Genomic DNA, 24,133 nt, shown 5'->3' on the forward strand with positions numbered 1-24,133 from the left:
CGGGACGGGTAATGGTTGGAACCATTTCTGATTGCAAAGGGCTGCCGAATCGTCCCTGTTCCGGCATCTTGCGCCGGCCCCGCGTCTCGATATGCTGCGCCGATGCAGATCGAAGGCGAATATGACCTCTCTACTGGCGCGGGGCTGATCGCCTGCCCGCGCTGCGACGCTTTGCATATCGAGCGCGAGCTTGAGCCGGGCGAGACCGCCCGTTGTGTTCGCTGCAACACCGTGCTGGCCAGCCCCCGTGCGGGCGCGTTCACCCGCATCATCGCATTGTCCTTTGCCTCGCTCGTGCTGATGGTGGGGGCGGTGTTCTTTCCGTTCCTTCAGATCTCGCGCATGGGATTCGGCAACGAGACCTCGCTTTTCGGTGTGGCGTTGGCTTTTTCGCATGGGGCGCTGATGCCGCTGACCGTGGCCGTTCTGGGCATGATCGTCGGTCTGCCGGTGCTACGCGCGCTGTTGCTGGTCTATACCCTTTTGCCCCTGTCGCGGAACCGCCGGCCCTTTGCCTATGCCGTGCAGGCCTTTCGCCTGTCCGAGGCACTGCGGCCCTGGTCGATGGCCGAGATTTTCGTCATCGGCACCGCCATCGCCTTGGTGAAGGTGGCGGGGCTTGCGAATATCAGCCTTGGCCCGGCCTTCTGGGCGTTTTGCGGGCTGATCGTGGTCAACGCCGCCAGCAACGCCTTTACCAGCGCCGCCACGATCTGGGATGCCATCGAGGATGCCGGCATGGCCACCGACGGGCGCGAGATCGTGCCGGAGACGCGCGCATGAGCGCGCCCTCGGTCGAGGCCCCGGTCATGACCGCGCACCGCGCCGGGCTGATCGGCTGTCGCGGCTGCGGCCGGGTCTGGCCGGAAGCCGAGAAGGTTTGCGGGCGTTGCGGCAGCGCGTTGGTGCCGCCGGATCGGCGCTGCCTGAACGCGGTCTGGGCGTGGCTTGCGGCCGGCTTCATCTTTTACATTCCCGCCAACCTGTTTCCGATGCTGAAGACCTCGACCTTCGGCGGGCTGCGCGGCAACAGCGAATCGACCATTCTGGGCGGTGTGGTCGAGCTGATGCACTATGGAAATTACGGCGTGGCTGCGATCGTGTTTCTTGCCTCGATCGTGGTGCCGGTCGCAAAGTTCATCGCGATCAGCTGGCTGGCGCTGGTCGCCGGTCGTCCGGCAACGGTGCGGGCAGCCCATAAACGGCTGCATCTTTACGAAGTGGTCGAGTTCATCGGCCGCTGGTCGATGATCGACGTGTTCATCGTGGCGATCCTGTCGGCGCTGGTGCAACTGGGCTTCGTCGCCTCGATCCACCCCGGGCCCGCCGCAGTGTCGTTTGCGGTGTCGGTTGCCTTTACCATGCTTTCTGCGCAAAGCTTTGACCCAAGATTGATCTGGCGCGGCCTTCCGCTGCGCAGCCGCAAGGACCAGGAATGACGGACAGGCCCTCGCCCGAGCGCAGCAATGCCCCCATGCAACCCGCTGAACCCACCCGCAAACCCGCCGCCCGTGCGGTGCGGGCCGGGTTGCCGCTGATCTGGCTGGTGCCCATCGCGGCGCTGATCGTTACGCTGGGCGTGGGCTGGAATGCCATCACCAGCCGGGGCACGCTGATCTCGGTCGCTTTCAACGACGCCACCGGCATCACGCCCGGCGAAACGGCGCTGAAGTTTCGCGAGATCACCGTCGGCAAGGTCGAATCCGTCCGCTTTACCGAGAATCTGCAGCAAGTGCTGGTGAACATGCGGGTGGACAAGGATCTGGCACCCTATATCGACAGCCAGGCGCAGTTCTGGATCGTGCGCCCGCAGGTGTCGGCGCAAGGCATTTCGCGTCTGGATACGGTCCTGACCGGCGCATTCATCGAAGGGTATTGGGACGACAGCCCTGACGAACCACAGACCCGCTTTCAAGGTCTCGACAAGCCGCCTCTGACCAGTTTCGGCGAAAAGGGCACCTGGATCATGCTTTCGACCGAACGCTCGCGCGGGATGACCGAGGGCGCGCCGGTAATGTTCCGCGGCCTGCCGGTCGGGCGGATGCAGAACCTGCGCCTGTCCGATGATAACGAAAGCGTTCTGGCCGATGTCTTTATCGCCGCGCCTCATGACGGGCGGCTGACCACCAGCACGGTGTTCTGGGACACCTCGGGCTTTTCCGTTTCGTTGGGGGCGCAGGGCCTGTCGCTGAACGTGAATTCGCTGGCCTCGGTGCTGCAGGGCGGGGCAGAGTTCGCCACGCTGACCTCGGGTGGCGCGCCGGTCAGGGACGGGCATGTCTTTGCCTTGCAGCCGGATGAGGCGACGGCGCGGACCAACCTGTTTACCGACGAATCCGAAACCCTGCGGCTGACCATGCGCATCGGTGAATCGGTCAAGGGTCTGGAGACGGGCGCGAACGTCCAGTTCATGGGCCTGACCGTGGGCCGCGTCACCGACCTTGCCGCCCGCATCGTTACCGATGACGAGGGCCACGACCATGTCGAGCAAGAGGTGACATTGGCCCTGACCCCCGCCCGTCTTGGCCTTGCGGGGGACGCCACCTCCGAAGCGGCGCTGGACTTCCTTGAGGGTCAGGTCGATGCCGGATTGCGCGCGCGCGTCGCCAGTGCGGGCTTCTTTGGCACCTCGCTTCAGGTCGAACTGGTCGAAATGCCCAATGCCGAGCCGGCCGAACTGGACCGGACGGGCGAGCCCTATCCGGTGATCCCCTCGGTGCCGGGCGATATTTCCGATTTCAGCGAAACCGCGCAGGGTTTCCTGACCCGCGTCGGCAACCTGCCGATCGAAGAGGCGCTGAAATCCGCCACCGACATGATGAACAGCGTGACCGCCATCGCCAGCAGCGAAGACACCCGCGCCATCCCCGGCGCCCTGCGTGGCACGCTGGAGGATGCGCAGGCCGCCGCCGGTGAAATCCGGCAGGTTACCACCGAATTGCGCGAATCCGGCGCGATGGGGCAGGTGCGGCACATGGTGGACGAGGCTGCAGCCGCCGCCGAGGCGGTCAAGCTGGCCGCCGCCGACGTGCCCGCGATGGTCGATCAGATCGACGCCGCCGCCGCCAAGATCGAAGCGGTGGATTTCGCCGCCATCGGCACCGAGGCCGAAGGTATCCTGCGGGATGTTCGCGCGCTTTTGGGCAGCGAAGATGCCGAGCAATTGCCAAAGAACCTGTCCGACACGCTGAAATCCGCCTCGGGTCTGCTGAATGACCTGCGCGACGGCAATGCGGCGGGCAGTCTGAACCAGGCGCTTGCTTCCGCCAGCACTGCGGCGCAGGACGTCTCGGATGCGGCAAAACGCCTGCCGCAGCTTTCGGCGCGGCTCGAGGCGCTTGCATCGCGGGCTGAAACGGTCATCGCCGCCTATGGCGAGCGGTCCAGCTTCAACAATGAAACCATCAACCTGATGCGCGAGATGCGCCGCGCTGCCAATGCCTTTGGCAGTTTGGCGCGCACCATCGAACGTAATCCGCAAGCCTTCATCCTGGGACGATAAGATGCGCCTGATCCTTGTTTCCGCCGCCTCTCTTGCCCTGCTCGCAGGCTGTTCGAATGGCGAAAAGACTGCCCGCTACCTGATCGACCCGCCCACGTCGGGCGAGCGCGTGGCCAACCGGCTGGGCACGGCCGAGCTGAGGGATGTGTCGCTGCCCGAATACGCCTCGGGCGACGAGGTCAGTTGGCAGAGCGCGGATGGCGCGGTGCGCTCGAACACCCGGCAGCTTTGGGCGGACAATCCCCAGCGCGCCTTTACGCTGACGCTGGCGCGGGCGATTTCGGATCTTTCGGGGGCGACGGTGATCGCCGAGCCCTGGCCGCTGGCGGAACCGCCCCGTCGCCGGGTGGAGGTGCGGGTGGAAAAGGCGCTGGCGCTGGCCGACGGTAACTATCGGCTGACCGGGCGCTATTATGTCTCTGACGAAGGGGCGGGCGGTGCCAATCAGGCGCGGGGCTTTGACATTTCCGTGCCGCTTGCCGATCAGGACCCCGCCACCATCGCGCGGGCGCAATCGCAGGCGATTTCCCAGCTTGCCCGCCAGATCGCCACGCTAAGCGGGCCGGGGCAGTCGATCCGCACATCCTCGACTCCGATGCCGCGCATCGACGACATCTTCTCGCAACCGCTGCCGCCGTTGGAGGATAGCTGAGCGCGGCTGCGACAGTTTGGCGGCTTTGCGGGGCACCGTTCCTGCCTGGACTTCGCGCGTTTCCCACAGCCGAGGCGCGATGCAATGGATCACAGCAAAACGGCGCCGTTGCTGGCACCGCCTGAGCAGTTGGATTTCCTCGACCGCCAGACGGTCCTGTTGCCCGCCCCGATCACGGTGCTTGAAGCCTGGAATCGGATCCGCAGCCAGCCCTTGCCGCTGCTCGATCTGGCCTTCCGTATCCGCGATGCGGTTTCGGCGCGTTTCGGGGTGCGGCGTATCGGCGGTCTTGGCACGGCACCCAGCGACGGCGTGCGCGTGGGCGAACGGCTGGATTTCTTTCTGGTCGAACACGTGGCCCCGGACCTTCTCGTGCTGACCGAGCGTGACCGGCATCTGGACGTGATGACCTGCATTTCGACCCAAGGGGCCGAGTTGACGATTACCTCGTCGGTGGTGACGCATAACCTTTTCGGGCGGGCCTATATGGTGGTCGTGGGGCCGGCGCATCGGCTGATCGTGCGCGCCATGCTGCGCCGGCTGGCTGCCTAACCCGCGGCGGGCGCGAATTGCCCGAAACGGCCTGCGGCAAAGACCAGCGGATGATCGCCGGGACCGGCCACGGTGACGCGCGTCACGCGACCGATCAATACCGAATGGTCGCCCGCCTCGTGCACGGCATGGGCGGTGCAGTCAAAGCGTGCGGCGACGCCGGGAATGACGGGCACGCCCTCGGGGGTGATGACCGGCTCCAACCCCTCGAACTGGCGGCCGCCCTTGGTAAATCGCAGGCAGGTATCAAGCTGTTCAGAGCCCAGGATATGCACCGACCATACCGGGGCCTCGGCGAAAACCGCGTGGCGGGTCGAGGCACGGGCGGGACACCACAGCACCAGCGGCGGCTCCAGCGAGACGCTGGAAAAGCTGTTAACCGTCATGCCCACCGGACCCAGTGATCCGGCGGTGGTCACGACCGTCACGCCGGTGGCGAAACGCCCCAGCGCCTCTCGCAGCAGGCGGGCCTCGGCCGTGGCGGGGTGAAAGGTGATCGCGTCGGCCAGCCGGTCGCGGGTCGCGGGGGGAAGACGGTTCATGTTCGCGCCCTGTCGTCTGCGGGACAAGACCAGAACGGTTCCGGCCTTTTCCCCTTCTTAGCCGCCGCGTGGCGGGCCATCAAGCTGGCTGCCCGGCATGGCCATATGCGGGGTCATGGCGGCAAGCATCTGATCGTGCAGCGCCGGAGGCGCCACCAACAGCCCGTCGATCAGCGGACGCGGCGCGTTGAAACGCATCGGCGCGCCCGAAAGGTCGTGGGCCAGACAGCCGGCGCGGGCGGCAATCAGGCAACCCGCCGCCACGTCCCATTCCCACGCCGGGCGGGTCGAAAGCGCGGCGTCGAACTGCCCGTCCGCGACCAGACACAGCCGCCACGCCAGCGAGGGGCGGAAGCCGCGTTTGATCGGCGGCGTCACGCCGCGCCAATGCACGGGGTCGAGACTGGGCTTGCCGGTCAGCACATGCGCGCCTTCGAAAGCATGGGCCGAGGGGGCGATGGGCCGGCCGTCGCGTAACGCCGGCCCTTCTGCCGAAGCGGTGTAGGTTGTCTGTTGCGCCGGCAGATGCACCACCGCGGCAACCACCTGATTGCCGCGCGTGATGGCCAGAGAATGGGAAAATCCGACCTGCCCATCGATATAGGCGCGGGTGCCGTCGATCGGATCTATGATAAAGCAGTGCTCGGCGTGAAGCCGTGCGGGATCGTCGGGACTTTCCTCGCTGAGCCAGCCGTAATCGGGGCGCGCGCCGCGCAGCAGTTGTTCCAGATGCGCGTTGACGGCCAGATCGGCCTCGGTCACCGGACCGGCGCCATCGCCCTTGTCCCAGACCTGCGGATTGCGGCGCCAATAACGCAACGCGATCTCGCCGGCCTCCTGCGCGGCCTGTTCCAGAAGCGCAAGGTCACTCACCGGCAACGGTCATCCCTTCGACCAGCAGGCTGGGCACACGCATCGCCCGCCAATCCGGCAGGTCATTCGCAGCGGTCATCCGCAGCAGCATGTCGCGCAGGTTGCCGGCAATGGTGCATTCGTTGACCGGAAAGGCGATCTCGCCGTTCTCGACCCAGAAACCGCCTGCGCCGCGCGAATAATCCCCGGTCGTGCTGTTGATCGACGCGCCCAGCATCGAGGTTACGACCAGTCCGCGCCCCATCCCGCGGATCAGCTCGTCCCGGGTCTTGTCGCCGGGCGTCAGTTCCAGATTGGTCACGCCGGGCGAAGGCGGGCTGCCCGCGCCGCGCATGGCGCTGGCGGTCGAGGTCATGCCCAGTTTGCGCGCGGTGGCCAGATCCAGCGTCCAGCCCTGAAGGACGCCATCGGCAACGATCATGCGCGGCGCCGTTGCCAGCCCCTCGCCGTCGAAGAGGCGCGACGACCCATAGCGTGGCCGATGCGGGTCCTCGCGCAGGTCGAAGCCCGTGGGCAGCACCTGTTCCCCCAGCGCGTCCCGCAGCCAGCTTGCGCCGCGTGCAACCGCGACACCGTTCACCGCAGAGACCAGATGACCGATCAATCCCGAGGCGACGCGTTCGTCATAAAGGATGGGAAATGCGCCGGTGGGTGGTTTGCGCGCGCCGCGCCGGGCCACCGTGCGTTCTGCGGCAAGCCGGCCGATTTCCTCGGGCGAAGGCATGTCGTCGGCGTGGGTGCGGCCTTCGCCGGCCCAGTCGCGCTCCATCCCCAAGCCTTCGCCGGTAATGGCAACGGTCGAAAGGCTGTGACCGCTGCGCCCATAGCCCGCGGAAAAACCGTTTGTCGCTGCCAGCCACATGCGCCGCTGCGAATGGCTGGCGCTGGCGGCTTCGACCTGCGAGACGCCCTCGACCGCCAAGGCCGCCGCTTCGGCGCGCAGCGCCAGGTCCTGCAAATGGTCGGGGGTCGGTTCGGGGCCGTGGTCGTAAAGATCAAGGCTGCCGCTGTCGGTGTCGAGGGCCAGTTGTCCCGGCTCGGCCAGTCCCAAGGTGTCGTCAACAGGTGCTTCGCGGGCCATGGCGACGGCGCGGGCGGCCATCTCGTCAATGGTGCGGGTCGAACGGTCCGAGGCCGAAACACAGGCCTGCCGTCCGCCGATCAACACACGCAGCCCGATCTCGACCCCTTCGGCGCGTTCGGCATGTTCCAGATGGCCCGCGCGCACATCGACCGAGACGGCGGCAGCCTCCAGCGCCACGGCATCGGCCTGATCGGCGCCCGCCTTGCGGGCGGCAGTCAGAAGCTGTTGCGTCAGAGCCTCGAGTCGATGGAATTCGGACATGAAGTTCACCTTGAATAAAGCTCGGGGGCCGTGACGCAACGCCCGGCCCCCGCAATGCGATCCGTCAGGGCGCGCACCGGGTGCTGCGCCGGATGTGATTACTTGATCTGCTGGCCGTTGGCAAAGATCGAGCCGTCTTCCTTGAATTCAAGCCGGGTTTCCAGCTTGTCCTCGCCCTCGGTGACGGGTTTGGCGAACATGGCCATCATCATGCGCACGCCCATGATCTGATCCTCGGGGATCAGGCCCATGGCGCCCAGTTTGTCGACCAGCGCGTTCACGCCCTCATAGGTGGCGTGGATTTCGCCGACCGGGGTGGTCATGTCGCCACTCGGGGCCTGCAGCGCGCCTTCGGCATTCACCCGCGCGCCAAGAGCGTTCAGGGCGAACTGGTTGATGGCGATTTCGACCGGCTCGAAGGGCTGGGGCGCAGCTTCGGCCGCATCCATGTCCCCGTCTTCGCCCGTCATGTCCTCATCCGAGGGGGGCGTCATATTGGCCGGATCGAAGATATCCTTGGTCACCTTCATCTGCCCGGTCACGTCCAAATCCAGCGAGGCAGGATCGCGCGGCAACTGGCCTTGCGGGTCGAACAGGTTCCAGATCGCATCGCCCAGCGTCAGGCCGGCCAGCGAATAGGCGAATTTGAAGGGCTGCGCCTCGTCCGACTGCATCACCGGCAACTGCATGTCGAAGCTGCCGCTTTCGATCGCATAGTTGATCGGGAAGGGCATGTCGCTGGTGGTCAGCTCAAAGCTGCCGGCGTCCGAACCCGCCTGATAGCCCATGCCATCCTGCGACAGCGTATAGCTGACATCGAAGCCCTTGCCATCGTATTTGCCGGCGCCGCTGGTCGGCTCGCCGCTTTCATCCGTGCCGGCAAAGTCGAAACTGGCGACCAAAGCGCCCGATTTCAGCGCGCCGCTCATGGCAAGGCCCGCCTTCAGCGCGGCGTTCATGTCCTCGTTGATCTTGGCGGTGCCGGGGACGGTCATGTCGCCGGTGGTTTCCAGATCGCTGAGGCTGCCCTCGAACTTGACCTTGTCGCCTTCCGGGCTGTCGATATCGCCCGAGAAAGCGATCTTGCCCGATTTCATCGCATAGTCGTATTTCGCAGGCGTGCCGCTGACGATGTGGAAGGTGCCGGTCGAATCAGCAACGCCGATCTTGATCGGCAGCGGGGTTTCCTTGTCGCCGCTGGCGATGCTGGTCAGGGTGAAATCCATCACCGGATAGTCGAAATCATGCGTCATGTCCGCGGGCGCGCCCGAGGTGATGATGACATTGCCCGGCAAATCGACCGTCATGGGCAGGCTGAAGGTTTCGCCCTCGGGGTCGGTCCCCTGCACTTCGCCGGTCATCTGGTCGGCAAACACCGTCTCGACCTTGCCGTCACCGGTATCGCGCAGCGTGACCTGAGGGACATTGAAGGTGACTTGGCTGTCCGGCATGTCGACGGCGATGACGACATCGGAAAGCGTCAGCGTGTCACCGGCCTTTGCACGGTTGCCCTCGGTCACGGTATAGCCGAGCGACTGGTAATAATCGACCCAGGACTGCCACACCTGTTCAGAGGTCACGTCGGCAAAGGCCGGGCAGGTCATTGCGGCCAGCGCCAGGGCCGAGCTTGTCAGTCGCAAGTTCATCTCATAACACCTTTCCGGCGAGAATTGGAAAAGAAACACCAATCCGGGTTTTGCCACAGCCCGTGCGCGGGTCCAAGGAGGGAATGATGATCGCAAGGGAATTTGCAGCCGGAATCGGCCGCATCACCATCTCGCGTCCGGCCAGGGCGAATTCGCTGACCGGCGCCATGCTGGCCGATCTGACTGCCGGATTTGACGCCCTTGCAGCCCAGCCCGATCTGCGTGCCGTTATCCTGACCGGCGAGGGTGCGGTGTTTTCCGCCGGCGCCGATCTGGACGAGGCCCGCGCCGGTCTGGCCCTGTCCCCGGAGTGGGAGCGGCTGTCGGCGCGCGTGGCCTCGATGCCCTGCCTGACAATTGCCGCGCTGAACGGGACGGTGGCGGGGGGTGCGCTTGGCATGGTGCTGGCCTGCGACCTGCGGCTGGCTGTCCCCGGGGCGAAATTCTTCTATCCCGTCATGCGCTTGGGCTTTCTGCCGCAGCCCAGCGACCCCCAGCGCATGCGCGCGTTGATCGGGCCTTCGCGGGCGAAAATGATCCTGATGGCCGGCCAGAAGATCACTGCCGACGAGGCGCTGGCCTGGGGCCTTGTGGATCGGCTGGTCGCGCCCGAGGCGCTGCTGGACGAGGCCGCGATGCTGGCCGCTGACGCCTGTGCTGCCAGTGCCGCGCACGCCGAAGCGATCAAGCGGATGCTTGACTGACCGATCCCGCCGCGCACCCGACGGTGCGGGCGAGGTTCAACCCGGGATTGCGGCATTTCGTGACGTTGCGTCACTCAAGGTCAGGCATAGGCCGACTGTTTACCGAAATGCGTGCAGAGCATGTAGTAGACCACCGGGCGGTATTTGTTCCGGTTCGAGCTGCCGTATTTCGCCACCACCTCGTCGATGGCGGATGAAAGCTCGGGTCCGTCGGGCAGGCCCAGCTTTTTCATCAGGTAGTTGGTCTTGATACGCTCCAGCTCGGTCTTGTCCGAGCCGGCCACGGTTTCTGCGTCTGCGTTATAAATCGAGGGTCCGCAGCCGATGACCACCTTGGTCAACAGATCCATGTCGGGCGTGATGCCCAGCTTTTCCTTCATGTCGGCGGCGTATTTGGTGATCAGGTCGTCGCGTTTGCTCATCCTCTGTCCCCTTCGGATGGTTCATCCAAGGGAAAGCCTAGCGCCGGGTTAATAAATATCAACCAAAACCCTGCCGGCAGAGGATCAGCCGGTAAAGGCCCCAGACAGCGTGCCGGCGATCTGCGCACCCTCATCGGTGGGCAGTTGCGGCGGGGCCGAGAAGCCGCCGGTGCCGTCCTGGAGATAGGCCTGGGACGAGACGTCATGCACGTGATGCATCGGCACGACATGCGCATGTGCGTGGGCGACATGGATGCCGGTGTAAAACAGCGCGACCCGTTCGACCGGGTAAAGGGTCTTCATATGCCGGGCAAGGCGCTGCGCGCAGCCGGTGATACGGGTGGCAAGGTCCTCAGGCAGGTCCTCGAACCAAGTATAATGTTGCTTTGGGATGATCAGACAGTGGCCGGGGCGGATGGGATGCAGGTCCAGAAAGGCAAGGATATGCTCATCCTCATACACGCGATGCGCCGGCAATTCGCCACGCGCGATGCGGCAAAACAGGCAGTCGTCGGACATTTGGCAACCCCTCCCGCGGCTTGTGCCCCGATGTGTGGACGCAGCCCGGCAGGCGGGCTGCGTCAATGGCTCAATAGCGGTAGTGTTCGGACTTGAACGGGCCTTCCGGGGTGACGCCGATATATTCGGCCTGCTCGCGCGACAGCTTGGTCAGCTTGACGCCGATCTTGTCCAGATGCAGCCGGGCGACCTTTTCGTCCAGCGCCTTGGGCAGGATATAGACGCCGGGCGCGTATTCGCCGGTCTTGGTCCACAGCTCGATCTGCGCCAGTACCTGATTGGTAAAGCTGGCCGACATCACGAAGCTGGGGTGGCCTGTGGCGTTGCCAAGGTTCAGCAGCCGCCCTTCGGACAGCAGGATGATGCGATTGCCCGAGGGCATCTCGATCATGTCCACCTGCTCTTTGACGTTGGTCCACTTGTGGTTGCGCAGCGCCGCGACCTGGATCTCGTTGTCGAAATGGCCGATGTTGCCGACGATGGCCATGTCCTTCATCTCGCGCATGTGCTCGATGCGGATCACGTCCTTGTTGCCTGTGGTCGAGATGAAGATGTCGGCGCTTGAGACCACGTCCTCCAGCACCACGACCTCGAACCCGTCCATCGCGGCCTGCAGCGCGCAGATTGGATCGACCTCGGTCACCTTCACCCGCGCGCCCGCACCTTGCAGGCTGGCGGCGCAGCCCTTGCCCACGTCGCCATAGCCGCAGACCACGGCGACCTTACCAGCCATCATCACGTCGGTAGCGCGACGGATGCCGTCGACCAGCGATTCCTTGCAGCCGTATTTGTTGTCGAATTTCGACTTGGTGACGCTGTCGTTGACGTTGATCGCCGGAAAGGGCAGCAGCCCTTTCTTGTGCAGGTCGTAAAGGCGATGCACGCCGGTGGTGGTTTCCTCGGACACGCCCCGGATCGCTTCGCGCTGTTTGGTGAACCAGCCCGGCGAGGTCTCCAGCCGCTTGCGGATCTGCGCAAACAGCGCCTCTTCCTCTTCGCTGGTCGGCACGGCGATCAGGTCGGTCTCGCCCGCCTCGACCCGCGCGCCCATCAGCACGTACATGGTCGCGTCGCCGCCATCGTCCAGAATCATGTTCGCCGTGCCCTCGGCAAACTGAAAGATCTGGTCGGTATAGGACCAGTATTCGGGCAGCGTCTCGCCCTTGATGGCAAAAACCGGGACGCCGGTCCGGGCGATCGCCGCCGCCGCGTGGTCCTGGGTCGAGAAGATGTTGCACGATGCCCAGCGGACCTCGGCCCCCAAGGCCACCAGCGTTTCGATCAGCACGGCCGTTTGCACCGTCATGTGCAGGCTGCCGGCGATGCGCGCGCCCTTCAGCGGCTGGGCCTGACCGTATTCGGCACGCAAGGCCATCAGGCCGGGCATCTCGGTTTCGGCGATGTCGAGTTCCTTGCGGCCGTAATCGGCCAGGGCGATGTCTCGGATGATGTAATCGGTCATGGGGCCCTCGCGCCTTTGCTTTGGGCGCGGCCTTACCATTCCCTGTGGCTGGCTGCAAACCGAAGGCATGCAGGGCGGGGCTTTGTGAAAACGCAGGCTGCCGGGGATGGTGGCGCTAGCGGGCCTGTCCCGAATGGCCTAGAACGGCCGGAACCAGATTGCGCGAAGGGAAGGGGAACCATGGCGATCCTGTTGGCGGATGTCGGCGGCACCAATGCCCGCATGGCGCTGGCGCGGCATGATGCGCTGGTGCCCGGGACGATCACCCGTTTTCGCGGCGACGATCACGCCACCTTCGACGAGGTCGTGGCGAAATTCCTGGCCCAGCAGGGCAGCCCGCAGATCGAGGCGGTCTGCGTCGCCGTCGCCGGCCCGGTCTGGGGGGCCGAGGCACGGCTTACCAACCGCGACTGGACCTTTTCCGAGGCGCGGCTGCGTGCGCTGTCGGGGGCATCGCGTGCCCGGCTGATCAACGATCTGATCGCGCTGGGCTATGCCACGCCGGCACTGGATGGCGAGGCGGCGGGCTTTTTGCGTGCGTCGCCCGAGGGCGCGCTGTCGAACGGCCAGCGGCTGGTGGTGAATGCCGGAACCGGCTTCAACGTCTGTGCGGTCAGGGTGCTGCCCGAGGGGGGCATCGCCTGTCTTGAATCCGAGGAAGGCCACACCCGCCTGCCGCTTTCCGTGGCCGCCCCGCTGGCCGAGGCCTTGGGTCAGCCCGGCCGCGCCATTGATTCGGTCGAAGAGCTTTTCGCAGGCCGCGGCCTTGCCCGGCTGCATGCCCTGCGCAGCGGCAAGCCGCAGGACCGCGCCGAAACCGTGGTCGCCGCCGCCGCGCAGGGCGATAGCGAGGCCGAAGAAACCCTGCGCCTCTATGCCCGGCTGCTTGGGTTGTTCTGCCGCGAACTTGCCTTGCGTTTCATGCCGATGGACGGGATGTTTCTGGCCGGAAGCGTGGCGCGTTCCTGCATCGACCGGTTCGGGATCTTTGAGCGCGCCTTCCTGTCCGACCCCTTGATGGCGCGGATTCCGCAGGCTGTGCCGATCGGGGTGATCCGCGACGATATGGCGGCCTTGCATGGCTGTCTGGCCGCAATCCGCTGAAAATCGCCTAAAAATAGCCAGCCGCGCTGGATTTTGTTGACGCGGCCTGCAATGCTTCCTGCAAAACGGCCAGAAGCAGGGCAGTCAGGCAATGAAAAGCTGGATCAAGGCAGGGACCGCTGCCGTAATCGTGCTGGGAAGCGGTGCGGGCATGGTCTGGGCGCAGTCTTCGGGCTCTGGCTCGTCGTCTTCGTCGCCGTTTTCGGGTTGGTTCGGCCGCTCGGGCGGAAACGACACCTCGCCCGTCGATCTGGATTTCCAGATTCTTGGCGGTGAGGACAACTTGCTGCCCGCGATCCGGCGGACCTCGCTTCTCGTCAGCGCGCAGGATGAGGGGCGGGTGACCGGGCAAGACATTCTGGCCGCCGCGCGGGGCGATTACGCCCGCATCCTGGGTCTGCTTTACGATCAGGGCTATTACTCGGTTATCATCAATATCACCCTGGACGGGGTCGAGGCTGCCCAGATTGCGCCGCTGGATGCGCCCCGGGTGGTGCGCAAGGTGGTGGTCGCAGTCCAGCCGGGGCCGCTTTTCCATTATGAACGGGCCGATATCGCGCCCGTGGCGCCGGGAACCGACCTGCCGCGCGACTATCGCCGGGGCGAAATCGCCCGCACCGGGGACATGAAAAGGGCGGCGACCTCGGGGGTCGAGGGTTGGCGCAACGTCGGATACGCCAAGGCCGAGGTGGCCGACACGCAGATCATCGCCGATCATGCCACCAATCTGGTGGACAGTCGTATCCAGCTTGCACCCGGTCCGGCGCTGCGTTTCGGCCAACTGACCATCCGCGGCTATGAGCGCATGGACCCTCGCCGCTTGCGCAAGATCGCGGGCTTTCCCGAGGGGGAACGCTTCGACCCCGAAAAACTGGACGATGTGCGCAAGCGCCTGCGCCGCTCGGGCGTGTTCTCGGCCATTACCCTGACCGAGGCGGATTACGTCAGCCCCGGCAATACGCTGGACGTTGACCTGTTGGTGGCCGAGCAAAAGCTGCGGCGGCTGGGCGCAGGGTTCGAATATTCCAACACCGACGGGTTGTCGCTGACCGGCTATTGGATCAACCGCAACCTGTTTCGGGGTGGTGAGCGGCTGCGCGTCGACGCCGCTATCTCGGATATCGGCGGCGACACGGGGCGCGACTATAGCCTGGGCATGCGCATCGACCGCCCCGCCACCATCACGGCTGATACCACCGGCTATGTGCTGGCCAAGGTCGAAAGCCTTCAGGAAGAGGACTACGATCTTAAATCGGGCACCTTTGGTCTGGGCTTTACCTGGCTTCCCAGCGACGAATTGACCGCCGATATCTCGTTGCAATACCGCGCGCTGCGCGTCGAGGACGACAGCGGCCGCACCGATTTCCGGCTGTTTGCCCTGCCGACGCTGGTGACCTGGGACAAGCGGGACGAACCGACCGACGCCAAGCGCGGTTATTGGCTGTCGGGCGGGATCACGCCTTTCGTGGGATTGCAGGACGAAACCGGCTCGGGCGCGCAAATCCTGGCAGAGGGGCGGGCTTACTACAGTTTCGGCACCGACGACCGCTATACGCTGGCCGGCCGGGCGCGGCTGGGCACGGTTGTCGGCCCCGAGATCGAGGAAACGCCGCGCGACTATCTGTTCTGGTCCGGCGGCGGCGGCACGGTGCGCGGCCATTCCTTTGAATCGCTGGGCGTCGAGGTGATCCCCGGACCCGAAGGCCCGATCAGGACCGGCGGCATGTCCATCGTCACCCTGACTGCCGAAACCCGCATTCAGATCCGCGAGAAAATCGGGCTGGCGCTTTTCGCCGATGCCGGCCGGGTGTGGGAGGACAGCGCGTTTTCGGGGGCCAGCGGGTGGCAGGCGGGTGCGGGTGCGGGCATCCGCTATGCAACCCCCGTGGGGCCGTTGCGTTTCGACATAGCCACTCCGATCGGGGGCGGCGATGGCGATGACGGCGGCGTGCAGGTCTATATCGGTCTGGGGCAGGCGTTCTGATGCGTGATCTGGCTTATCGTATCCTCTTTGCGCTTACTCTGGCGCTGACCGCACCACTGGCTGCGCTGGCGCAGGACAGCGCCGCCGAGATCTCGCAACAGGTCGAGGACGACCGCGGCTTTATCACCCGCTTTCTGGAGGAAAAGCTGTCCGACTCGGGGCGGCAGGTGGTGATCGAGGGGTTCCGCGGCGCGCTGTCATCGCGCGCCACCTTCGACCGCATGACCATCGCCGATGATGACGGGGTGTGGATCACGCTGGAAAATGGCGCGATGCAATGGAGCCGAGCGGCGCTGCTGGCGCGCCGGATCGAGATAAACGAGCTATCGGCCGAGCGTATCATCCTGCCGCGCCTGCCGGGCGGCGCCGACGAAACCGGCCCGCAGGCCGAGGCGCGCGAATTCTCATTGCCGCAATTGCCGGTGGGGGTGAACATCGCCCGTATCAACGTGGGCCGGGTGGAGCTGGGCGAGGCGATCATCGGGCAAGAGGCGGTGCTGTCCATCGACGGTTCGATGAACCTGTCGGGCGGCGAGGGCGAGACCCGGCTGACCATTGACCGGGTCGATGGGCCGCGCGGGCAGTTCGCGCTGGATGCCGGCTTTTCCAATGAAACCCGGGTGCTGCGGCTGGATCTCGAGCTCGACGAGGATCGCGACGGGCTTTTCGTGAATATCGTCAACCTGTACGACCGTCCTGCAGTCCGGGCCGAGATCACAGGCGAAGGGCCGCTTTCCGATTTCACCGGCAATATCCAGTTGGCCACCGACGGCCAGCCGCGTGTGACCGGCACCGTCTCGATCGATGCGGCCGAGCAGGGCGGGGTCGCCGGCACCGCCTTTCGGGCCGAGCTTGGCGGCGACGTGGCGGCCCTTGTCCCGCCCCAGCACCGCGCGTTTTTCGGCACGCAGTCGCAGCTTTTGGCCGAGGGCTGGCGTGGACAGGACGGCCGGCTGGTCATTCCGTCGCTGCATCTGTCGACCGAGGCATTGCAGCTGGAGGGCAACCTGACCACCACCAACCGGGGTGCGCCGGAAAGCGCGCATCTGACGCTGCTTCTGGGCGAAGATGCGGGGGCCACGCAGCTTCCCGTGCTGCTGCCTTGGGCCGACCGGCCGACCACCGTGCGCTCTGGCAACCTGCGGCTGGATTACGATGCGGCAGAGGGGGCGGGTTGGGTTCTCAAGGGCGTGGTGGGCGACATCGTCCGCGACGACATCGCCCTGTCGGAACTGCGCATGGACGGCCGCGGCCGCGTCACGCTGACCCCCGAGCAGGCGCTGGAAGAGATCCGCGGCTGGATCGCCTTTGGCATGGACGACCTTGAGCCGGCGGATCCGGGTCTGGCGCAGGCTTTGGGCCGGACGCTGAACGGCGGGCTTAACTTTGCCTTTACCCCCGGCAATGCGCTGCGGCTTTGGGGGATGAACATCAACGGTGACGATTTCGGCTTCAAGGGCGACATGACCGTTTCGGGCCTGCGCTCGGGCATCACGCTTTCGGGCGATATCACCGCGCAGCACCGTGATGTCGGGCGTTTCTCGACGCTGGCCGGGCGCGAGCTTGGCGGCTCTGCCGATGCCCATATCAAGGGCCACTATGCGCTGCTTGGCAAAGGGTTCGATGTCGAGGCGCAGGTTCTGGGCAATGACATTCGCATCGGCCAGGACCATGCCGACCGCATGCTGGCGGGGCAGTCGCGGATCGAACTCAGCGCCCGGCGCGATACCGCGGGCATCAACCTTCGCAGGCTGACGGTAAATGCCCAGAACCTGACGGCCGAGGCGCAGGGCAGGCTGGACAGTTACTCCAGCACGCTGACCGCGACCATCCAGATGCCGGACCTGTCGGTCGCCGACCCGAATATGTCGGGCAGCGTCAGCACCGAGGCCAGCGTCACCGGCGCCGAAGGGGCGCGCCATATCACCCTGAACGGCACCGCGCAGGATCTGGTCACCGGCATTGCCGAGCTTGACGGCGCGCTGCAGGGCGAAACCGATCTGCTGGTCGAGGCCGTCGAGAAGCAGGGCAATTTCGAGGTGCAGAAATTCCAACTGGTCAACCCGCAGCTTGACGCTCAGGGCAGGGGCAATTTCGCCCAAGGCGCGATGGATGCAGTGCTGAAACTGTCGATGCCGGATCTTGCGGTGTTGGGTCGCGGCCTTTCGGGGGGGCTGACCGCCGAGGCGACGGCGGTGGAACAGGATGGCGCGCGGCGGATCGAACTGACCGGGCGCGGCACCGAACTGCGCTTTGGCCAGCAGGACGTCGATGGCGCGCTGACCGGCGTGACCGACCTGCGGCTTTCGGCCGAGCAGCGCGGCGATGAGATCACGGTGCACGATTTCAACCTGACGAACCAGCAAATGCTGGCCACCGCGCAGGGCCGTATCGCGCCCAGCGGCACCGACATGTCCGGTCGGGTCGAGGTGCGGTCGCTGTCAAGCTTTGGCCGTGGCTGGCGCGGTGCGCTGAACGCACAGGGCAGTTTCAAGGACGACGGCAGCGGCGCGCGGCTTCTGGACGTGACTGGCACCGGGACCGACCTGTCCTTTGGCCAGGCGCAGGTCGACGGCGCGCTGGCGGGGGAAACCCGGCTGGCCCTGCGCGGGGTCGAGCGTGACGGCGTGTTTTCGATCGAAACCGCGACAGTCGATAACCCGCGCCTGAATGTCGGCGCGACGGGCCAGGTCGGTCAGGGCGCGACAGATGTGACAGCGACGTTGCGCGCCGACGATCTGCGCTTTCTTGGCGGAGGATTCCGCGGTGCGCTGAACGCCTCGGGTCAGGTGGTGGATCAGGCGGGCGGTGGACGGCAGATCACCGCCAACGGTTCGGCGCGGGGGCTGGGCATCGGCAACCCGCAGGCAGACGCCGTGCTGGCCGGTGAAACCAGTTTCGATCTGGCGGCCGCGCAACGCCCTGATGGCAGCGTGACCGTCAGCCGGCTGCGCGCGGGCAACGGCCAGTTCAGCATTACCGGCGACGGCAGCCCGACCGAGGGGCTGAACGTGGATGCCCGGCTGAACGATCTGGGGATCGTGGTGCCGGGCTTTCCCGGCCCGGCCACGGTGGCTGGCACCATCCGCAACGCCGGCAGCAACTATGACGTGAACCTGACCGCAACCGGCCCCGGCAATACCCAGGCACGGGTCACCGGCACGGCGGCGACGAATTTCTCGACCGCGAATATCCAGATCAACGGCAGCAGCAATGCGGCCGTGGCCAACCCCTTCCTGCGCACCCGCTCGATCGAGGGGCCGCTGAGTTTCGACATGCGGCTGAACGGTCCGCTGTCGCTGGAATCGCTGTCTGGCCGTGTGGCGCTAAGCAATGGTCGGCTGGCCGAGCCGCGCTTTGGTCTGGCGGTGGGCAACCTGAACGCCAATGCCGATTTCAACTCCGGCCGGATCGCCGTCGATGTTCGCGGCGGGGTCGAGGCCGGCGGCACCATCACCGTGACCGGCCCGGTCAATCTGGTGGGCGACCGGCAGATGAATCTGGACGTGCGACTGTCGGATGTGGTGCTGCGTGACCCCAACCTCTACGAGACGCTGGTGAACGGTGCGATCACCGTCGCCGGCACGGTGGGGCAGGGGCCGCTGGTCTCCGGCCGTATCGATGTCGGCACCACCGAATTGCGCATCCCCTCGACCGGGCTTGGCGGGGCGACGCCGATCCCGGACATCATCCATCTTTCGGAACGCCCACCGCAGCGCCAGACGCGGGCCAAGGCCGGGCTGCTGGAGTTTCCCAGCGATGCCTCGCGCGCGGCCGGGATGGCCGCCCCGCCCGCGACGCCTCCGGCCAATCCGGCCCGTTTCGACCTGCTGATCTCGGCACCGCACGGGGTCTTTGTCCGTGGTCGCGGGGTCGATGCGGAACTGGGCGGCCAATTGCGCCTGACCGGCAATGCCCGCCAGCCTATCCCTGTCGGTCAGCTTGAGCTGATCCGCGGCCGGGTCGATCTGCTTGGCAAGCGCTTCGACATGACCGAGGGGTTGATCGAACTGCAGGGCAGCCTGATCCCCGTCATCCGACTGGTGGCCGAGACGGTGCAGGACGGCGTCACCACCCGCATCATCATCGACGGCGAAGCGCGCGACCCCGATATCACTTTCGAATCCTCGCCCGAGATGCCGCAGGAAGAGGTGCTTTCGCAATTGCTCTTTGGTCGTGGTCTGGACAACATCAGCGCCCTGCAGGCCGCGCAGCTTGCCAGCGCGATAGCGACGCTGGCCGGCCGGGGCGGCGAAGGGATCGTCGGGCGCCTGCGTGCCTCGACCGGGCTGGATGATCTGGATCTGACCACGGACGATCAGGGCCGCGTCTCGGTCCGGGCGGGCAGATACCTGACCGAGAACGTCTATACCGATGTGCAGGTCGGCGGCGATGGCAGGACCAAGCTGAACCTGAACCTTGATATTTCCCAGTCTCTGACCGCGCGCGGCTCGGTGGATAGCGAGGGCGGCAGCACCATCGGCCTGTTCTATGAACGCGACTACTGATCCGGATCACGGGTGACTGTATTGCGACCCCGCCCGCAGACGCGCGGCGGGGTCTTGAATACCTGCGACATGGTTGTTAGCTTGCTAATGAATTTGCGAAGCAGCCGGAAATCATGCCAGACCGTCCCTATACGATCGTGGAAACGCTGATCGAACTGACCCGCGCGTTACGCGCCACCTTTGAGCAGCGTGTCGAGCGATATGGGCTGACCTATGCCCGCGCGCGGTTGCTGACCACCATTGGCCGCCACGAAGGCGCAAGTCAGGCAGAACTGGCCGCCATCCTTGGCATCGAGACCCCCACGCTCAAGCGTTTGCTGGATGCGCTGGAAGAACAGGGTCTGGCCGAGCGCCGCCCCATCCCCGAGGACGGCCGCAAGCATGCCATCCATCTGACCGAATCCGCCCGCATCGAGCCGCTGCTGGGCTTTCGTGCCGAGGTCGATACGGCGCTGGCCCAGGGCATCGCGCCCGAGGAGTTGGCGGTGACGCGGCGAACGCTGGCACGGATGGCACAGAACATCGAGAAACTGAGGCAGGAATGAGCCAGCCCGAGGCCGCCCCGGAGGCTGCACCTTCGGCTGCGGCGCCAGCGCCCTTTGTGCCGATGTCCTGGCTGGCGACGCTGGGCTATATCGGTGCCTCTGTCGTCATCGGATTGACGCAGGGGTTGGCGCAGGGATTCGTCAGCACCAATCTCCCGCAGATCGCGGGCGATCTGGGCGTCACGACCACGCAGGCCAGTTGGTTGATGGCGGCCTTCATGATCCCGCGCGCCTCTATGCCGCTGCTGCTTATCAAGATCCGCACGCAATTCGGCCTGCGCCGCTTTGCCGAGGTGGCGATTCTGATCTATCTGGCGGTCTCTCTGGCGGAATTCGCCATCTCGGATCTGCGCTCGGCGGTGATGGTGCAATTCATCGCCGGCATGACCTCGGCCCCGCTTTCGACGCTGGCTTTCATGTATATGCTCGAGCCGCTGCCACCCAAGTGGAAGATGCGGCTGGGCCTGCCCATGGTGATGGCGACGGTTGCCGCCGGGCCGATGCTGGCGCGGGTGATCTCGCCGGCGCTGATGGGGGATCACGGCTGGGACGGGCTGCATTTCATGGCGCTGGGTCTGGCGGCGATCTCGCTGGGGTTGGTCTATGCCTTGCCGCTGACCTCTGCGCCGCGAGTCAAGGTGATCGCGGTCATGGATCTGGTCAGTTGGCTGCTGATCGCCATCGGGTTCGGCGGACTGACCGTCGGCTTTATCATGGGGTCGATCTATTGGTGGACCGATGTTGCGTGGCTGGGCTGGGTGCTGGCGCTGGCCATCGTGGCGCTGACGCTGGCCGCGGTGATCGAATTGCACCGCAAGACGCCGTTGCTGGATATCCGCTGGCTTGCCAGCCCGGCCATGGTCCATCTGACGATAACGCTGCTAATCTTTCGTCTGGTCCTGTCCGAGCAAAGCTCGGGCGCGCCGCGCATGTTTCAGGTGCTGGGCGTGACGCAAGATCAACTGGTGCCGCTTTTCGCGGTGATCACGGTTGCGACGGTGCTGGGCGGGCTTGCGCTGATCCCCTTTATGAAACCCGAGCGCGTGCCGCTGTTCCACCTGATTGCATTGGCGCTGATCGCCACCGGTGCCTTCATGGACAGCCACTCCACCATCGACACGCGTCCGGCGCAGATGATGCTGAGCCAGGCGCTGATCGCCTTTGCCGGCTCGTTCTTTCTGGCGCCGGCAATGATGCGCGGCCTGATTTCGGCGTTGGCGCGTGGGCCGAATTATATCCTGTCTTTCGTCATCGTGTTTCTGTCCACCCAATCGCTGGGCGGCGCCATGGGATCGGGCCTGTTCTCGACCCTGATCAACCATCGGCAGGCCCTACATCTTCAAGTGCTGAGCGAGGACCTGACCGCTGCCGACCCGCTGACCGTGGCGTCGATCGCGCAGCGCAGTCTGGCGCTGGCGCCGCAGGTCGCCGATGCCGCGCTGCTTCGCGCACAAGCGGTGGCGCTGATCGCCCAGGATGCCAGCGCGCAGGCCTATGTCATGGCTTATAACGACGCCTATTTCCTGACCTTTCTGGTGGCGCTGGCGGCGCTGTGCGCGCTGATCCTGCACCTGTTCCGCGACTGGCTGATGGCGCGCTTTTGGCCGCTGCCCGCCAGTATCCCGACCAATTCCGAGCCTGCGAAATGACCAAAAACCACCTTATCCCGACTCTGATCGCCCTGGCAGCCGGCCTGACCGGGTTGTTGATCGTGCTTTACGCCTGGCACCTGCCGCCCTTTCACGCGGCGCATCCGCAGACCGAGAACGCTTATATCCGCGGTCAGGTGACCACCGTTGCACCGCAGCTTTCGGGCTATGTCGCGGCGGTCGAGGTGCAGGACTTTCAGTCGGTGACCCAGGGCCAGATCATTGCCCGCATCGACGACCGGCAATATCGCCAGAAACTCGCCCAGGCCCAGGCCATGCTGCAAGGGGCCGAGGCGGCGCTGAAGATCCAGCAGCAAAGCGTCCATTCCGCTCAGGCCAGCTTGCAATCGGCCGAGGCCGCGCATTTTGCCGCCAAGGCCGCACAGGATACGGCGAATTCGACCTGGGACCGTGCCAGCGCCCTGCAATCGCGCGGAGTGACGGCGCAAAGCTCGACCGACCAGTCCGAACTGGCACTGCGTCAGGCCGAAGCCGCCGTCACACAGGCCGAAAGCGCCATTGCCGTCGCGCGCGAGAACGTCAACGGTGCCGAGGTGGGGCTGGCCGCGAAACGCGCCGAGATCGCTTCGGCCCGTGCCACGGTGGAACTGGCGCAGATCGACCTTGATAACACTGTGATCCGGGCGCCCTCGGATGGGCGGCTGGGGCAGGTGGGGGTGCGTGTGGGGCAATATGTCACCGCCGGCACCGCGCTTGTCAGCCATGTCGGCCCCGACGTCTGGGTCATCGCCAATTTCCGCGAGACGGAGCTGCACGGCATGCGTATCGGTGACCGGGCCAAGTTTACCGTGGATGCGATGCAGCACCGCACATTCACCGGCCGGGTCGAGGCGTTTTCGCCGGCCACCGCTTCGGAATTCAGCCTGCTGTCATCGTCCAACGCCACCGGCAATTTCACCAAGGTTGCGCAGCGTCTGCCCGTGCGCATCTCGATAGATCCGGGGCAGGAGATGGCCGAGTATCTGCGGCCGGGGCTGTCTGTCGTTGTGACGGTGGACGAAGGCTCGGGCACCAGCGACAAATCCGCCGGTAGCGGGCCGCCGGTCATGCAGCCCGCCGGCTGATCGTGCCGACTGCGGGGTTGCGTGTCCGGGTGTTGGCCGTTACCCCGACGCCTGCAAGGGCCAGCCCGATTTCCGCCAGCCCGCGGATGACCGGAGGCGACCATGCACCACCCCCTTTCACGCCGCAGCGTTCTGGCTGCTTCGCTGATCGCCGTGGCGGGCGGCATGGCCCGGGCACAGGATCGCAGGCCGCGCGGCATGGAACCTGCCGAGCGGATCATACATCCGCGTGCCAGCCATTTCGATCTTGGCCCGGCCGAAGCGCCATGGCGGATCTTCGTCGGTTTGCCGCAGGTTCCGGCCCCATCGGGCGGATATTCTGCCATTCTGGCGCTGGATGGCAATGCGACCTTTCCGATCCTGTGGCACTTGCGCGAACAGTTGGCCCCGCAGGCGCCGGTGGCGCTGATCGGCATCGGCTATCCCGTCGAAACCCGGTTTGAGCCTACCCGGCGCTGGTTCGATCTGACCTCTCCGGGGAAAGAGCCGGTTCCACCGCAACCCGGATTGCGGGGTCCCGGCAGCAATCCGACCGGCGGGCAAGAGGCGTTTCTTGCGGTGATCGCCGACCGGCTGTTGCCTGAACTGTCCCGCCGGTTTCCGCTGGATGCGGGCGATCTGACCTTGTTCGGCCATTCGCTGGGCGGGCTGTTCGTGCTGAACGCGCTGTTCACCCGGCCCGGCCTTTTTGCGCGCTATGCCGCTGCCGATCCGTCGGTCTGGTGGAACGCGGGCGAACCCCTGCGAGAAGCGCGCGCCTTTCGCGGCGGCATCCGGGCGGCGGGGGGTGAACTGAAGCCAGCCGTGTCGCTGCTGATTTCCACCTCTGGGGGCGGGGCGACCACGGCCAAGCCACCGCCGATCCTGGGGCCGCTGTCAGGCATTCCGGGGCTGGAGCTGACCCACCACCCGCATCCCGATGAAAACCACGGTTCGCTTATCCGCCCCGCCGCCCGCGAGGCGCTGGAACTGCATCTGGGTCAGCGCGCCGGCTAAGGGTGCGCGGGCGTTTCGCCCCGCCCCGCATGCAACGAAAAAG

Annotated in this window: 20 protein-coding genes; 13 read left to right on the top strand and 7 right to left on the bottom strand. The window is 65.7% G+C overall.

Translation table 11 applies throughout. From position 1 onward, the window contains the following. Positions 1-102 precede the first annotated feature (102 nt). From JWJ88_RS00555 to JWJ88_RS00575, 5 genes are all read left to right on the top strand, one after another. Complete coding sequence (locus tag JWJ88_RS00555) at positions 103-783, top strand: paraquat-inducible protein A (RefSeq protein WP_205294181.1); 681 nt, start codon at positions 103-105, stop codon at positions 781-783. Further along, positions 780-1,439 carry a paraquat-inducible protein A gene (locus JWJ88_RS00560; RefSeq protein ID WP_205294182.1) on the top strand — a complete coding sequence of 220 codons (660 nt, stop codon included), beginning with the start codon at positions 780-782 and terminating at the stop codon, positions 1,437-1,439. Before JWJ88_RS00555 ends, JWJ88_RS00560 begins: the two co-directional genes overlap by 4 nt. Further along, positions 1,436-3,502, top strand: coding sequence for a PqiB family protein (locus JWJ88_RS00565; protein WP_205294183.1), 2,067 nt, complete (start codon positions 1,436-1,438; stop codon positions 3,500-3,502). The genes JWJ88_RS00560 and JWJ88_RS00565 overlap by 4 nt, the downstream gene beginning before the upstream one ends. A gap of 1 nt (position 3,503) precedes the next feature. Beyond that, positions 3,504-4,154 carry a PqiC family protein gene (locus tag JWJ88_RS00570; protein ID WP_205294184.1) on the top strand — a complete coding sequence of 217 codons (651 nt, stop codon included), beginning with the start codon at positions 3,504-3,506 and terminating at the stop codon, positions 4,152-4,154. Between the two features lie 84 nt (positions 4,155-4,238). Next, on the top strand, positions 4,239-4,706 hold the full coding sequence (locus tag JWJ88_RS00575; protein ID WP_205294185.1) for a DUF2867 domain-containing protein: 468 nt from the start codon (positions 4,239-4,241) through the stop codon (positions 4,704-4,706). Here the strand turns inward: JWJ88_RS00575 and JWJ88_RS00580 are convergent. The 4 genes from JWJ88_RS00580 to JWJ88_RS00595 all read right to left on the bottom strand — a co-directional run bounded on the left by JWJ88_RS00580 (position 4,703) and on the right by JWJ88_RS00595 (position 9,112). Further along, positions 4,703-5,248 (bottom strand): flavin reductase family protein, encoded by a 546-nt coding sequence (locus JWJ88_RS00580; protein ID WP_205294186.1) that lies wholly within the window; start codon positions 5,246-5,248, stop codon positions 4,703-4,705. The genes JWJ88_RS00575 and JWJ88_RS00580 overlap by 4 nt on opposite strands. Positions 5,249-5,305: 57 nt before the next feature. Next, positions 5,306-6,127: a 3'(2'),5'-bisphosphate nucleotidase CysQ gene (locus tag JWJ88_RS00585; RefSeq protein ID WP_205294187.1), complete on the bottom strand. Its 822-nt coding sequence runs from the start codon at positions 6,125-6,127 to the stop codon at positions 5,306-5,308. Beyond that, positions 6,114-7,466, bottom strand: a complete 1,353-nt coding sequence (locus JWJ88_RS00590; RefSeq protein ID WP_205294188.1) for a TldD/PmbA family protein — start codon at positions 7,464-7,466, stop codon at positions 6,114-6,116. The genes JWJ88_RS00585 and JWJ88_RS00590 overlap by 14 nt, the downstream gene beginning before the upstream one ends. A gap of 98 nt (positions 7,467-7,564) precedes the next feature. Next, positions 7,565-9,112, bottom strand: coding sequence for a DUF2125 domain-containing protein (locus JWJ88_RS00595; RefSeq protein ID WP_205294189.1), 1,548 nt, complete (start codon positions 9,110-9,112; stop codon positions 7,565-7,567). 86 nt (positions 9,113-9,198) lie between these two features. On the opposite strand from JWJ88_RS00595, the gene JWJ88_RS00600 reads away from it, so the two are divergent. Next, positions 9,199-9,816: an enoyl-CoA hydratase/isomerase family protein gene (locus tag JWJ88_RS00600; RefSeq protein WP_205294190.1), complete on the top strand. Its 618-nt coding sequence runs from the start codon at positions 9,199-9,201 to the stop codon at positions 9,814-9,816. An 80-nt stretch (positions 9,817-9,896) separates the two neighbouring features. On the opposite strand, the gene JWJ88_RS00605 is transcribed toward JWJ88_RS00600, so the two are convergent. From JWJ88_RS00605 to ahcY, 3 genes are all read right to left on the bottom strand, one after another. After that, positions 9,897-10,238, bottom strand: a complete 342-nt coding sequence (locus JWJ88_RS00605) for a DUF2853 family protein (protein ID WP_205294191.1) — start codon at positions 10,236-10,238, stop codon at positions 9,897-9,899. 84 nt (positions 10,239-10,322) lie between these two features. Next, entirely contained in the window at positions 10,323-10,757 is a 435-nt protein-coding gene (locus JWJ88_RS00610) for an HIT family protein (RefSeq protein WP_205294192.1), read from the bottom strand. 70 nt (positions 10,758-10,827) lie between these two features. Further along, positions 10,828-12,219 carry an adenosylhomocysteinase gene (ahcY, locus tag JWJ88_RS00615; RefSeq protein ID WP_205294193.1) on the bottom strand — a complete coding sequence of 464 codons (1,392 nt, stop codon included), beginning with the start codon at positions 12,217-12,219 and terminating at the stop codon, positions 10,828-10,830. 180 nt (positions 12,220-12,399) lie between these two features. Between ahcY and JWJ88_RS00620 the strand changes: the two genes are divergently transcribed. The 7 genes from JWJ88_RS00620 (at position 12,400) to JWJ88_RS00650 (ending at position 24,090) form a co-directional block, all read left to right on the top strand. After that, complete coding sequence (locus JWJ88_RS00620) at positions 12,400-13,323, top strand: glucokinase (RefSeq protein ID WP_205294194.1); 924 nt, start codon at positions 12,400-12,402, stop codon at positions 13,321-13,323. A 91-nt stretch (positions 13,324-13,414) separates the two neighbouring features. Then, a complete protein-coding gene (locus JWJ88_RS00625) occupies positions 13,415-15,307 on the top strand; it encodes an autotransporter assembly complex protein TamA (protein WP_205294195.1) in 1,893 nt (630 codons plus the stop codon). Then, the gene (locus tag JWJ88_RS00630) at positions 15,307-19,815 is read left to right on the top strand and encodes a translocation/assembly module TamB domain-containing protein (protein WP_205294196.1); all 4,509 of its coding nucleotides are present in this window, start codon (positions 15,307-15,309) and stop codon (positions 19,813-19,815) included. Before JWJ88_RS00625 ends, JWJ88_RS00630 begins: the two co-directional genes overlap by 1 nt. Before the next feature lie 113 nt (positions 19,816-19,928). Continuing rightward, on the top strand, positions 19,929-20,360 hold the full coding sequence (locus JWJ88_RS00635) for a MarR family winged helix-turn-helix transcriptional regulator (RefSeq protein WP_205294197.1): 432 nt from the start codon (positions 19,929-19,931) through the stop codon (positions 20,358-20,360). Beyond that, the gene (locus tag JWJ88_RS00640; RefSeq protein ID WP_205294198.1) at positions 20,357-22,009 is read left to right on the top strand and encodes an efflux MFS transporter permease; all 1,653 of its coding nucleotides are present in this window, start codon (positions 20,357-20,359) and stop codon (positions 22,007-22,009) included. The genes JWJ88_RS00635 and JWJ88_RS00640 overlap by 4 nt, the downstream gene beginning before the upstream one ends. Next, positions 22,006-23,094, top strand: coding sequence for an HlyD family secretion protein (locus tag JWJ88_RS00645; RefSeq protein WP_205294199.1), 1,089 nt, complete (start codon positions 22,006-22,008; stop codon positions 23,092-23,094). Before JWJ88_RS00640 ends, JWJ88_RS00645 begins: the two co-directional genes overlap by 4 nt. Positions 23,095-23,196: 102 nt before the next feature. Then, complete coding sequence (locus JWJ88_RS00650) at positions 23,197-24,090, top strand: alpha/beta hydrolase (protein WP_205294200.1); 894 nt, start codon at positions 23,197-23,199, stop codon at positions 24,088-24,090. The last annotated feature ends 43 nt before the right edge of the window (positions 24,091-24,133 follow it).

Source organism: Paracoccus methylovorus, from assembly GCF_016919705.1.
Taxonomy (GTDB): Bacteria; Pseudomonadota; Alphaproteobacteria; order Rhodobacterales; family Rhodobacteraceae; genus Paracoccus; species Paracoccus methylovorus.